The organism is Pseudoalteromonas sp. Z9A6 (assembly GCF_011378805.1).
Taxonomy (GTDB): domain Bacteria; phylum Pseudomonadota; class Gammaproteobacteria; order Enterobacterales; family Alteromonadaceae; genus Pseudoalteromonas; species Pseudoalteromonas distincta.
Genome location: NZ_WTKZ01000034.1, coordinates 1 through 13,548 on the forward strand (window position 1 = coordinate 1; position 13,548 = coordinate 13,548).

Genomic DNA, 13,548 nt, shown 5'->3' on the forward strand with positions numbered 1-13,548 from the left:
TGGGGAATAACCACACTACATAGGCTCTGCCTTGCCTAAAAACCAAACAGCCTGCTGCAAATTCAACCACGAAGGGTCAACACGCCCTAGCATTTAAAGTACTGCGCTACAGCTCACCAGGTTGAAAGTTATCAACTGCAATGGCTTTCTTACGTAGCTTATTAGCATGATGCATTGCATCAGCATCAGTTTGCTCTAACAACTTATTTTCAAGCGCATAATTTATAGCACCTTCAATATCAAGCGTTGCAGGCACACTGCCCTTACGCTGCCATTGTTTTAAGTCTTTAAACTGCGCTTGCATATCATGCATAGCTAAAAATGCGCTTTCCATGACCCCTGTACCTGCATTTTCATCTACATAACATAAATGCGTTAAGCGGTTTCTAAATACACCCGGTTGAGTCATACGCTCACAAATACTTTGTGCAATTTCATCACTTGGTCTGTGGTAATGATTTCCAAGCGGGAACACGATACGTTTAAGGATAAAATTAACAACCGGGTTTGAAAAGTTTTTAAAGAAGCCATTAAACGCTTGGCCAATTTCAAATAATGAGTTCTCAATAGCATATTTTACAAATGGTAAATCAGCTTGTTGGCGCCCTTCGTCTTCATAACGTTTTAAAACAGTTGATGCTAAGTACAAATGACTTAATACATCACCCAAACGTGCCGATATCATTTCTTTTCGTTTAAGCTCACCGCCAAGCATTAACATAGCCACGTCTGTGCAAATAGCTAAGCCTCGGCTCATTCTGCTCAGTTGCTTATAATAAATAGCCGTTTCACCACCTACAGGCGCTTTAGCAAAATAACTACGTGTTAAGCCATGCACAAATGCCATACCTGCATTACTTGCTGCAAATATTATATGGTTCATTAATAAACCATCAAATTGTTCAAGTGCTGCGTCGTCATCTTCCATTGCAGCGGCTTCCATTTCTTTTAAAACAAATGGATGACAGCGTGTTGCACCTTGGCCAAATATCATTAAGTTACGCGTTAAAATATTCGCGCCTTCAACCGTAATTGATACTGGAATACCCATATAGCCATGCGCCAAATAGTTATTAGGCCCTACTTGAATTCCTTTACCTGAATGAATATCCATTGCATCATTCATTACCGTACGACCCATTTCAGTCATATGGTATTTAGCAATCGCTGTTACAACCGACGGGCTTAATTTTAAATCAATCGCACCTGCGGTCATTAATCTGCATGACTCAAGTGTGTAAGTTAAACCACCAATACGCGCAAGTGCCTCTTGCACGCCTTCAAATTGCCCTATAGATACACCAAACTGCTGGCGTACCATAGCATATGCCGATGTCATTTTTGAAGCTAAATGTCCAGTTGCTGCACTCAATGCTGGTAGTGATATACCACGCCCTGCACTTAAACACTCAACAAGCATTCTCCAGCCACGCCCTGCACACTCTTGACCACCAATGATCCAGTCCAGTGGTATAAATACATCTTTACCGTAAGTGGTACCATTCATGAAGGCCATATTAAGCGGATAATGACGCTCACCCGTTTCGACACCCGGATGATCGGTTGGTATTAGAGCACATGTAATGCCTAGCTCTTTCTTATCACCTAATAAAGCATCAGGGTCATACATTTTAAATGCTAAGCCGAGTACAGTAGCCACGGGTGCAAGTGTAATGTAACGCTTTGACCAATTTAAACGCAGGCCCATTACTTTCTCGCCATTATGCTCACCCATACACACCACGCCTGAATCAGGAATACTGCCAGCATCAGAGCCCGCCTCAGGTCCCGTTAATGCAAAACAAGGAACATCTGTACCATTAGCTAAACTTGGCAGCCAACGATCTTGCTGCTCTTTAGTACCATAGTGAAGAAGTAACTCGCCCGGACCTAAGCTATTAGGCACCATAACAGTGACTGCGGCTGTTAAGCTTTTAGTCGAAATTTTTGATACTATCGTTGAATTAGCAATTGCCGAGAACTCACGACCGCCAAATTTTTCAGGAATGATCAGCGCAAAAAAACCTTCCGTTTTTAGGTAGTCCCACACTTCTTTTGGTAAGTCTTTGTCTTTTTGTACAATTTGATAATCATCAAGCATAGCCAGCAAGGTTTCTACTTGGTTAGCCATAAATGCGTTTTCTTTATCGCTAAGCTCTGGTTTAGGAAAACGGTGCAGTTTTTGCCAGTCTGGGTTACCACTAAATAACTCACCATCCCACCAAACATCACCTGCTTCCATCGCCTCTCGCTCTGTTTGCGATAATGGCGGAAGCACCTTTTTGAACATTTTAAACGTAGGACGACTAATCAAGTTTAGGCGAATATCTTTAACCGCAAAAATAACCACCACCACGACCAGCAATATTATAAATATTAACATGCGCACATTCCTTACACATTGAATGAAAATAGTAACTTAATTATGACCCATCTTAATTTAAATACAATCATTGCACGACGAGTCGTGAGCCTTAACGCATTCATTTTATTGTTTTAAACATCACTGCTATTATCAACGTTTTAATAACAATAAATTAAAGGAATAGCATGACCCCCTTTCGATTTAAACTAAGTATGAGCGCCTTAATGGTAGCAAGTACTCTTGCTTTAACGGCCTGCGATGCGCAAGTATCTATCGACACTACCGATTCATCACAAGCTACAAAAGCAGTAACTGCAAAAGATGCAAATACATTTATAACAAACACAGAAAAAGAACTGAGTGCACTTTATTTAGAATCGAGCCGCGCAGAATGGATTTACGCAAACTTTATTACTCACGATACATCTGCTCTATCGGCTGAAGTTAACCGTAAAATGACCGAAACAGTCGTGCGTTTAGCAAATGAAGCTGCAAAATACGACGAACTAGAGCTTGATTACGATGCTCGCCGTAAGCTTGATAAACTAAAACTAGCACTTACACTTCCTGCCCCACAAGACGCTGATAAAACAGCGAAGCTTTCACAAATTGTCGCAGAGCTTGGCGGGCTATATGGTAAAGGTAAATACTGTAAAGAAGATGGCAGCTGTTTGAGCCTTGGCGACATGACCTCAAAAATGGCCACCAGCCGAGATTACAACGAACTACTTGATTTATGGCAAGGCTGGCGTGAAATATCAAAACCCATGCGCCCACTTTACGAGCAACAAGTAGCACTTACCAACGAAGGTGCAAAGGAGCTTGGTTATGCCGATACGGGCGCTATGTGGCGCAGTAAATACGATATGCCTGCTGATGACTTCACCACTGAGCTTGACCGTATTTGGGGCCAAGTTAAACCACTTTATAACTCGCTACATTGCCATGTTCGCGCAAAGTTAGGTGAAAAGTACGGCACCGACAAAGTACCTCAAGATCAGCCAATACCAGCACACTTACTTGGTAATATGTGGGCGCAAGCATGGGGTAATATTTACGATGTAGTTGCACCAGAAAACGCCGATCCGGGTTACGACGTAACCGAGTTATTAGCTCAAAATAATTACGACGAACTTAAAATGGTCAAAGGGGCTGAAAACTTTTTTACCTCAATGGGTTTTGATGCACTACCAGAGACATTTTACGAGCGTTCACTGTTTGTAAAACCAAAAGACAGAGATGTGCAGTGTCATGCATCAGCATGGAATATCGATAGCAAAGACGATTTACGCATTAAAATGTGTATTCAGCGCACAGGCGAAGAGTTTTCAGTTATTCACCATGAATTAGGTCATAACTTTTATCAACGCGCTTATAATAAACAACCTTTATTTTATCAAGAAAGTGCAAACGATGGTTTTCATGAAGCCATTGGAGACACCATTGCTTTATCGGTTACACCGGGTTACTTAAAAGAAATCGGCTTACTTGAACAAGTACCTGACGAATCTAAAGATATCGGTTTGTTGATGAAAATGGCGCTTGATAAAGTAGCCTTTGTACCGTTTAGCTTAATGGTTGATCAGTGGCGTTGGCAGGTATTTTCAGGTGAAGTAACCCCAGAGAACTACAATAAAGCTTGGTGGGAATTACGTGAAAAATACCAAGGAGTGCAAGCTCCTATCGCACGTAGCGAAAACGACTTTGATCCGGGTGCTAAGTACCACGTTCCGGGTAACACGCCTTATACACGTTACTTTTTAGCGCATATTTTACAATTTGAGTTTCATCGCAGCTTATGTGAAATTGCCGGTAACGATAAAGCCATTCATCGCTGCTCTATTTATAATTCAAAAGAAGCAGGGGATAGGCTAAACGCTATGCTTGAAATGGGTTCATCTCACCCTTGGCAAGAAGCGCTTGAAACTGTAACAGGTAAGCCGCAAATGGATGCAACAGCAATGCTCGATTACTTTGCACCATTACAAACATATTTAGATAAACAAAACGAAGGCCGCAACTGCGGCTGGTAAATAGCGCTGAACAAAAAGCCCGCTCAAATGAGCGGGCTTTTTATTCATATTCTAATTTTAGTTAAATTAGAACTGTAAGCTTAAATTTGCAAAGTAAGCATCATAATCAGAATCATCCCAGTTATTGCCGTAACCTGCTTCTAAACCAACATTGTTGTTGAAAAAGTGTTGAGCACCAAGAGTGTAATCATCATTTTTATTAACTGTAACAAAAACCGATGTTGCTTTGCTGAAATAGTAGTTAGATGCTAATTCCCAGTTACTTGAACCGCCATCAACATCTTCAAATTTACCTTCAACAGTCAAGTAGTTACCTTGCTGTAAATCAACAAAGTACTTAGCTGCTACTGCACGGTAATCAAACTCATCATCTGCTGTTACTGTAAAGCCAATATAATCAGTGTTGTTTAACTGGTGGTTATATGCCAAATCAAACACAAACTGATTGTCAGCATCTTCTACATCAATAAACGTTGCTTTTAATACAAGGTTTGGGTTAAAGAAATAACCAGCTGAAAGTTCAATTACATCCGTGCTTGAGCCAAAATCACTATCGAAATTATTGTACTGTGCACCTAATACAAAATCTTCTACAAAATACTCACCGCCAACGCTAGTAACATCTCCAAAATCATTATCACTGTATGCACCATAAACATTTGTTTGCTTATTGATGTATTCAAATTGATCGTAAGGACCTGAAGTCGCTTTTGGAGAAAAATAATAAGTTGAGTCAACAGTTACTGTGTCATCACCATCTACATCCACGTATCCTACATGGCTGATTGATTGGTAAGTATCTGCAGCTATTGCAGTGGTTGCAGCGCTTGATAATAAAATGCTCGAAATGATAACGGCTAATTTTTTCATTTTAAATTCCCTATAAATATTACTTTTTATGCCTCAGCTGTCTAGCCAAAGTCGGGGCGCATCCTAACGCCAAAAAATGAACAAAAACTGAATAAGAGGACGAATTTAAACCACTGAAAATGTAAATAATTACAAGCAAATGTAAACAATAGGTATCATCAAAATCTACGTAACAATAGTCTGTCATCATTTAAACTCAAAAAGTAACAAATAAGGTACAAGTTGTCGCTAAATTAAACACAACTTAATTATTCGATAAACCTCATCAATATAACCTCCCCTCACTAAATTTTTCTAATTTCTCAAAATAATGACTATAATTAATTCATTATTTCTGAATTTATAATAAAAAATAGGTTTGTATAAGTGCATATTTTTATCTGTTTTTTCCAATAACTATTATTTACCAGCAAAAAAACTCCAATACTCATTATTTTATAACTATTATCATCGACTCTACTTAATGGCTTTAATAACAATCTAGCCATTTATGGCAACTCTATTTATAACTTAAAGGGGTTATTTAGATGAACATAATAAAAGCCGTAATTATGGTTAGTAAAAGTTTATAGTTAAAAGATCAAACGTTTATAAACAACAAAGCCCGCTAAATTTAGCGGGCCTTTGATATTACTTTTGTATTAACTTAGTACGGGACTTAATTAAAACTGGAAACGCATGTTAGCAAAGTACGCATCGTTATCAGAATCATCAGCGTTGTTTTCGTAACCCACCTTTACACCAATATTTTTATTGATAAAGTGTTGAGCACCAAAGCTGTAAGTGTCTTGCTTGTTGTAGTTAGCAAATACAGATGTTGCTTTTGAGAAGTAGTAGTTAGTTTCTGCTACCCATTGGTTTTCTGCGTCATCAATGCTTTCGTATTTACCTTCAAAAGTTAGGTAGTTACCTTGCTGTAAATCAATAAAGTATTTAGCAGCAACTGCACGGTAATCAAAATCGTCGTCTGATGTAAGTGTAACACCTACGTAATCTGTGCTGTTTAGCATGTAGTTGTAAGCTAAATCAAATAATGCGTAGTCGTCGCCGTCTTTGTTTTCAACTAGTGTTACTTTTGCAAGTAAATCAGGGTTGAAAAAGTAACCACCCGTCAGTTTATAAAGCTCACTGTTAGAACCTGAATCTGGGTCTAGGTTTTCGTAAGATGCGCCAACAACAAATTCATTAATGAAGTATTCACCACCAACTGATGTTAAATCGCCAAAGTCGTCATCAGCATAGCCACCATATACGTTAGTTTGTTTATTGATGTATTCAAACTGATCGTACGGACCTAAAGTTTTTTTAGGAGATAAGTAGTAAATAGAATCTACAGCAACGGTGTCGTTGTTATCGCTATTTTTGTAGCTTAGGTTACTAATTGAATTATAGCTGTCTGCAGCAGCCGCAGTGCTAGATAATAAAATGCTCGAAATAATAACTGCTAATTTTTTCATTGTAAGACTTCCCTATGTACATTGCTTTTTATGCTCTAGCTGTATTGCTAAAGTCGAGGCACATGCTAACGTTAGGAAACTGAATGAAAACTTAACTAACCAGTTGTATTTATTAAGTTAATTGTAAGGAAGTGTTGTAAACTGTAAAATTAAAGTAGTTGCAACATCTAGTGAACAACCACTTAAAACATGTACCGTATTAAAGCGCGTGTTGGCTAATAATTCGGTAAACATCGTTAATATTATCGCCAGACTTAAACTCTTTACTAATTGGTGTTGGATCTGAGCCAACCCATATTTTTAGCTCGGCATCTAAGTCAAAATGGCCTGCACTTTCTTTACTAAACTTGGTGATTTTAGAGTAAGCAATACTCACCATTTCCATTTTAGAACCGGTCATACCTTGCTTATCAATTAAGATTAAGCGCTTATTAGTAAAAATAAACATATCACGTACTACTTTATATGCTTTTTCTACTTGCTCGCCGTCAATTAATGTATTGGCAAGGATTTTTTCTAAATCAGAATCGTCAACTTCGCTTGCATTACCCATAAGTCCGCTAAGTAAACCCATTATACTTTCTCCTGTTTAAATATTTGATTCTCTAACGTATGACCATTAACTAACTGCCTGTACTGCCAGTGTTGTTGATGACAAAAATTCAGTAGTGCAATATCAAGTGGATCGCTCGTTGGCTGATACTCAACTACATATTCTTTATGTTGGCTCATATACACACGACTCACACCTGCAATTGCTTGAAGCTGTTGCTCAACATTTTGATAAGCCTCGCTTAGCATTAATGTATAAAAGTGTTTATCGGTATTATTAGTTTTTGTTTGATGCTCGCTTAGTACGCCTTTATCTAAATGAAGTACCTGTGAGCATAGTCGCTCAAGCTCAGTTAAATCGTGAGAGCTTAAAATAAATGTAGCCTGTTCACTTAATTCTGATACCAGCTCACGTACTTCTCTGGCATGAATCGGATCAAGCCCTGCGGTTGCTTCATCAAGCATTACAATTTGTGGTGCGCCAATAAGTGCTTGCGCTATCGTAACGCGCTTGCGCATACCGTGCGATAAATCCCCCGCACGCTGCTTTGCAATTTCTTTTAAGCCAACTAAATCAAGTACACGTAGCGCCTCAGTTTGACTTTGCTTAGCACCCATACCTTGCAGCTTTGCATAAAAGGCGAGTTGCTTATCTATATTAAAACGAGGGTCAAGTTGCGCGTCTTGCGGTAATGCACTTACTTTATTAAATAAAGCAGCACTACCAGGTTTATGCCCTAATATTTCAAGGCTGCCTTTACTTGGCGCAATATAGCCGCACAACAAACTAAATAAGGTAGTTTTACCCGCACCATTTGGCCCAACAAGTGCCACTGGCGCGCCTTTGTTAATTTCAAAGTCCACATTATTAAGCGCAAGTTTTGCACCATACGATTTACTCAAACCGCTAGCTGTAATTAATGGTCTCATAGTGAGCTCCTTGCAAAAATACGTTGAGCAACGCTTAGTAATACCGCAGTTTGCACAAGGGGAATAGCCACAGCGCTCAATAATGGTAAATTTTGCCCCGCTAATAGCTCTATTTGCACACCCGGAAATAAATAATCAAGCAAGCCTAATGCGGGTATTTGCCATTGCAATATACCAACTACAATACCGCCTGCTGCAAAATATAAAATTGCCAATACAATAGATAAACGTGATGAGCGAGCAAAGGTATTAATTAACGTCATTAGTGCTACAAATGGGCACAGAGTAATCACTAATATTAAAAATATAGAAAGCGCACGGGCAAAACCACCAGCCAGTAAACTTGGCTCTCTAAAACCCAATACCGCGAGTGTAGCTACAAGCGTTATACCCACCAAACATGCTAATACTCCTAGCTGCCCTAAAAAACGGCCAAACAGTATTTCAAAGCGAGTGGAGCGCAGTGATAAAAACCTTAGTGTGCCGCGCTCTCTATCGCCTACCGTTTGGTCGCTACAAATAAATAAACCAAAAACGGGAAAGCTATATAAGGCTATTAACCAGTACATAGCAAATTCGGCCTCAGGCCAATCCAATAATTTACTTAAACCAATAGAACCTGATATATCACGGGCTATTTGCTCAAAATCGGGCGCACTTACAATGCCTATTGCCTGCCCTATTGGGTAGCGCAGTATTATTAGCCACACCAATGCAAAGGCTGCTAATGCAATAAGTCCACGTTTTGTTAAAAACATACGTACAAGCTCAAATCCCGCTATTTGCGTTAATCGCCCTACGTTTATCGGTAATGGTGTTGCCATTGACTATCCTTAATGACTTTTTATTTTCTGTGTATTTATCCACACTAAGTGTAAACACCTTGAATTACCAGCAAAAAAAAGCCCACCTATGGTGAGCTTTGTAACAATACATTTAAATGTAACAGCATAAATTGCGATATAAATTATAAATGCTGCTTATAAACCTCAAGTGCTTGGCTTAAATCGCTAATTAAATCTTCAACATCTTCAAGACCAATATGCAAGCGAATAACCGGGCCTAAATCCCAACCTGTATTTGAACGCAGCCCTTTCATAGTTAAATTAGCGGTTACTAAACTTTCAAAACCGCCCCACGAAAAACCCATTTTAATATGCTCAAGGCTATCTAAAAAGACATCAATCGCTTTTTGATTCCCGGTTTTCATCACAAATGAAAACAACCCATTACTGCCATCAAAGTCACGTTTAAAGAACTCATGCCCTGGGCAGCTTTCAAATGCAGGGTGTCGAATATGATCAATAAGCTCATGTTGCTCGAGCCATTTAGCTACTTCTATTGCTGCTTTTTCATGTTGATTTAAACGCACACCCATTGTACGCAGGCCTCTAAGTGCTAAATACGCATCATCGGCACTGGTACATTGCCCTAGTAAGTATGAGTTTTCGCGCAAGGTTGGCCAATACTTTTTATTAGCAACAGCCACCCCCATCATCACGTCTGAATGGCCAACAATATACTTTGTTGCAGCTTGAATACTAATATCAACACCGTGCTCTAACGGGCGATAATGCAAACCGTTACCGTAGGTATTATCAAGCATGGTCATTACGTTGTGCTCATTGGCTACTTTTACCATAGCGGGCACATCTTGCACTTCCATCGTAATAGAGCCTGGAGATTCTAAAAACAACACTTTAGTATTTGGCTGAATGTAATCTTCAATACCTGCGCCAATGGTTGGCGGGTAATAGGTTGTTGTAATGCCCAGCCCCACTAAAATTTTATCGCAAAAATCGCGAGTTGGTTCGTACACGTTATCAACCATTAAAATATGATCACCGGTTTTTAAAAACGATAAAAATACTTGGCTGATCGCCGCAGCGCCACAAGGGTACAATGCACACCCTTCGCCGCCTTCAAGTTCTGTAATAGCTTCTTGTAGCGCAAAGTGTGTTGTTGTTCCTCGGCGCCCATAAAATAACGTTTTATCGCCACGGGTTTTAGCTGCTTCTTTTAAATCGGCTACAGTATCAAATACAATGGTAGATGCACGCTGTACAACGGGATTGACTACGCCATGTGTATAGGCTTTTTTTCGCCCTGATGATACCAGCTGAGTGTTTTTATTACTTTTACTCGACATTATTAATCCTTAGGGGTTTGTGCGCCAATGCTCAATTAAATAACGAGAGATAGAATCGGTTCTAGGCAGCTTTAAATGCTCGCCTTCTTCGTGCCAATTACCAAATTGCTCTAAGTCTTCACGACTAAACCATTTTGCATCGTCTAGCTCTTCTTTATCTACGTTAATTTGCTCAGATGTCGCCTGTGCAAAAAAGCCAAGCATAATTGACGATGGGAACGGCCATGGCTGAGATGCAACATAACGTACGTTATCAACTTCTATGCCTGCCTCTTCTTTAACTTCACGCGCAACAGCTTGTTCCAGTGTCTCCCCTGGGTCTACAAATCCAGCAAGCGAAGAATACATACCAGTGGGCCACGCAGCTTGGCGACCTAATAAACAGCGTTCTACTCCGTCAGCAAAGACTTTAGTAACGACCATAATTACCGCAGGATCGGTGCGCGGGAATGTAGGATGCTTACAGTTTTCGTTTTCACATACACGAGAATGCCCGGCTTCCACTGAACGGTTTTTACTACCGCAGCGCCCACAAAAACGGTGCGTGGCATGCCAATAACATAACCCTCTCGCAAGGGCGGCTATTGAGGCATATTTAATGGTTACTTGAGGCCCATATTGGCGAATATCAAAAAACTGAGCGCCCTCGATTAAAGGCGAAAGTACGCTTTCATCCAGATCAGAAACATCCAATGCAAACACACCATGTTTAGCATTGTTTAAACCAACAAAAATAGCACTCGTTAAATCTAAATGTGCCACTTGTTGATACGTTAAATAGCTTACTTTAGGAGTATCTTTAATAAATAGGGTTTGATTATTTTTAACTAAAACCCATTTACTTTGCGCCGACATTTGCGCTTTAAGCCACGATGGGTCTTTACGAAAATTTGAGCCTCTATCTAGTGGCATGTTGCTATAATGAAGCATGTAAGTCCTTGGTAACTCGTTATGCTTTAAAATTACCATAATCATTTAGCAAACCCAATTGATTACAGTAATAAAAAAAGCCTATATAAGGCTTAATTCATCTATTACGGCTTTGTATTAAAATCTCTCATGTTGCAGGCACTTAGCTTGCACTTTTTTAACTATTTTTTACTGTTAAAGTAGCAAAGTATTATCAATTAAATGAAATTGCTCTGCGCTTTGTTTTAATACCTCAGCGGTTAACCGGTCAGCACCGTATACATCGCACGGTACATTATATTGATTTTTTAAATGCCCAAGTAACAAAGCAAAGTCACCATCGCCAGAGAGCAAAACAACCTTATCAAGGCTTTTACCCTGCTCTAACATGTCTATTGTTATACCTACATCCCAATCGCCTTTAGCACTTCCATCACGGCGTTGAATAAATGGCTTTAGCTTTACGTCAAAACCAATCGCACGCAAAATATTTTGAAACTGATTTTGCTTTTCATCACCTCGATAAATAGCGTACGCAAAAGCACACTCAATATTGTATTGCGCCTGCATTACCCGCCAAAACGCATTGTAGTCAAAGTTTTTTCCGTAACTCTCGCGGCACGTGTAATAAATATTTTGCACATCAACAAAAATACCTACGCGTGGTTTCGTGCTTTGCTGCTCGTTTTGTAAAGTCATTTAGTGTCCTAGTGAGGATTAATAGCAATAAAAGTAACGTTATAAAATAAGTGTACCTTGCAATTTATATTTAAGTAACCTAAATTAGTTACATACCCTTATGTAACCAATATTGGTTACATATTAAAAAGTAACCATTTTGAGATTTTTATGATTGGTGTGATCAGCGGCGATATTATTAAATCGCAAACAATCCCTAAGCAGCAATACGATGCCATGCTTTATCAACTAGAGCAAAGTTTGCGAAACATTTCGGGGGAGCAAACACTTTGGAATATATACCGAGGCGATGCCTTTCAGTTACAAGTTAATAATCCTGAGCTCCTTTTTAAAAATGCCATACTTGTATATTTACACCTTAAATCGTCAGGTTATGAACTACGACAAAGCTTGGCGCTTGGGCAAATAGATAACCCACGCAGCGATATAAAAACAGCAACCGGTTCTGCTTTTACTCTTTCGGGGCAAGGCCTTGATAAAATAGGCAATCAACGCTTTGTTTTTAATATTAACGAGCAGCAGCTTGATGAAAGCTTAAATCTTAATTTAGCCTTTGCCGACGTATTACTCACTAAAATCACGCAAAAACAAGCAAATGCCCTGTATGTCTATTTAACATCATCAGACAACAGCCACGCGGCACTGGCTAAAGAGCTTAAAACAAGTCGCGAAAATGTAACAAAACTACTAAATTTAGCGCACTACCAACTTATAGAACGCTTTATTAAGCACACACAACACGTTATAAAAAATATAATTAAAGGAGGTGAATAATGGAGTTTTCACTTTTACTGATCGCGCTTATTATTGGCCACTTACTCGCTGATTTTTACTGGCAACCTATGAGTTGGGTAAACGACAGAAATACCCGTCATTTTAAAGCCAGTAAGCTTTATTTTCATGTACTAGTGCATGGTGTAACAAGTGCACTCATTATTACCGTGTGGGAATACACATTCGGGTGGCAGCAACTAAGCAGTGTTTTAATTGCCACGGCGAGCATTATGCTGAGCCATTACTTTATTGATATAGCTAAATCGTATTCTAATAAAGGCGTGGTGCCTTTTTTACTAGATCAAATAGCGCACATACTCGTTATTATTGCGCTCAGTATTTGGCTAACTGATAACAATAGCTTTATGGCTGCAATTAATAATATGCTCACTGATCCCAAAATACTGTGGGTGGTATGCGGTTATTTAATTATTTTAAGTCCCAGCGCCGTATTTATAAGAATGATGTTAGAGCGTTTAACAAGTAACTTTTCAAGTACTGGTAGCTTACCGCTTGCAGGGCAAAGCATTGGTATGTTGGAACGCGTACTTATGCTGAGCTTTATATTGCTTGACCAATTTGCAGGGCTTGGTTTTTTACTTGCGGCAAAGTCGGTATTTAGGTTTGGCGATTTAAGTGCAAGTAAAGATAAAAACTCACCGAGTACGTTATGCTCGGCACACTACTTAGCGTAAGTGTGACTTTATTTGTCGGCTTGGGTATTAACTATTTAATCAGGTAGGCAATACAGTAAGTACAAATTACAGACAATAAAAAACGCGCTGCTTCTATTTATTCAAAAGAAGAGAA

Annotated in this window: 11 protein-coding genes and 1 pseudogene; 3 read left to right on the top strand and 9 right to left on the bottom strand. The window is 39.3% G+C overall.

Annotated elements, in window-relative coordinates; translation table 11 throughout:
* Nucleotides 1–106 precede the first annotated feature (106 nt).
* Nucleotides 107–2,383 (bottom strand): acyl-CoA dehydrogenase, encoded by a 2,277-nt coding sequence (locus tag GQR53_RS13040; protein ID WP_165744132.1) that lies wholly within the window; start codon nt 2,381–2,383, stop codon nt 107–109.
* 167 nt (nt 2,384–2,550) lie between these two features.
* Here GQR53_RS13040 and GQR53_RS13045 point away from each other — a divergent pair, with 167 nt between their 5' ends.
* The gene (locus tag GQR53_RS13045; protein ID WP_165744133.1) at nt 2,551–4,398 is read left to right on the top strand and encodes a M2 family metallopeptidase; all 1,848 of its coding nucleotides are present in this window, start codon (nt 2,551–2,553) and stop codon (nt 4,396–4,398) included.
* Nucleotides 4,399–4,464: 66 nt separating this feature from the next.
* Here GQR53_RS13045 and GQR53_RS13050 read toward each other — a convergent pair whose 3' ends face one another.
* From GQR53_RS13050 to GQR53_RS13085, 8 genes are all read right to left on the bottom strand, one after another.
* Entirely contained in the window at nt 4,465–5,268 is an 804-nt protein-coding gene (locus GQR53_RS13050) for a putative porin (RefSeq protein ID WP_165744134.1), read from the bottom strand.
* A 662-nt stretch (nt 5,269–5,930) separates the two neighbouring features.
* Complete coding sequence (locus tag GQR53_RS13055) at nt 5,931–6,725, bottom strand: putative porin (RefSeq protein ID WP_002962833.1); 795 nt, start codon at nt 6,723–6,725, stop codon at nt 5,931–5,933.
* A 199-nt stretch (nt 6,726–6,924) separates the two neighbouring features.
* Entirely contained in the window at nt 6,925–7,299 is a 375-nt protein-coding gene (locus GQR53_RS13060) for a PH domain-containing protein (protein WP_007377979.1), read from the bottom strand.
* A complete protein-coding gene (locus GQR53_RS13065) occupies nt 7,299–8,207 on the bottom strand; it encodes an ABC transporter ATP-binding protein (RefSeq protein WP_007377980.1) in 909 nt (302 codons plus the stop codon). The genes GQR53_RS13060 and GQR53_RS13065 overlap by 1 nt, the downstream gene beginning before the upstream one ends.
* Nucleotides 8,204–9,031, bottom strand: a complete 828-nt coding sequence (locus tag GQR53_RS13070) for an ABC transporter permease subunit (RefSeq protein ID WP_165744135.1) — start codon at nt 9,029–9,031, stop codon at nt 8,204–8,206. The genes GQR53_RS13065 and GQR53_RS13070 overlap by 4 nt, the downstream gene beginning before the upstream one ends.
* Before the next feature lie 143 nt (nt 9,032–9,174).
* On the bottom strand, nt 9,175–10,356 hold the full coding sequence (locus GQR53_RS13075) for a cystathionine beta-lyase (protein ID WP_165744136.1): 1,182 nt from the start codon (nt 10,354–10,356) through the stop codon (nt 9,175–9,177).
* A 9-nt stretch (nt 10,357–10,365) separates the two neighbouring features.
* On the bottom strand, nt 10,366–11,286 hold the full coding sequence (gene nudC, locus GQR53_RS13080) for an NAD(+) diphosphatase (protein ID WP_002962842.1): 921 nt from the start codon (nt 11,284–11,286) through the stop codon (nt 10,366–10,368).
* Nucleotides 11,287–11,460: 174 nt separating this feature from the next.
* Entirely contained in the window at nt 11,461–11,964 is a 504-nt protein-coding gene (locus tag GQR53_RS13085) for an NYN domain-containing protein (protein WP_165744137.1), read from the bottom strand.
* Nucleotides 11,965–12,114: 150 nt separating this feature from the next.
* On the opposite strand from GQR53_RS13085, the gene GQR53_RS13090 reads away from it, so the two are divergent.
* Nucleotides 12,115–12,738, top strand: coding sequence for a hypothetical protein (locus GQR53_RS13090; protein WP_010555313.1), 624 nt, complete (start codon nt 12,115–12,117; stop codon nt 12,736–12,738).
* Nucleotides 12,738–13,480 (top strand): annotated as a pseudogene (locus GQR53_RS13095) (DUF3307 domain-containing protein). The gene GQR53_RS13090 and the pseudogene GQR53_RS13095 overlap by 1 nt, the downstream one beginning before the upstream one ends.
* Nucleotides 13,481–13,548: the final 68 nt, after the last annotated feature.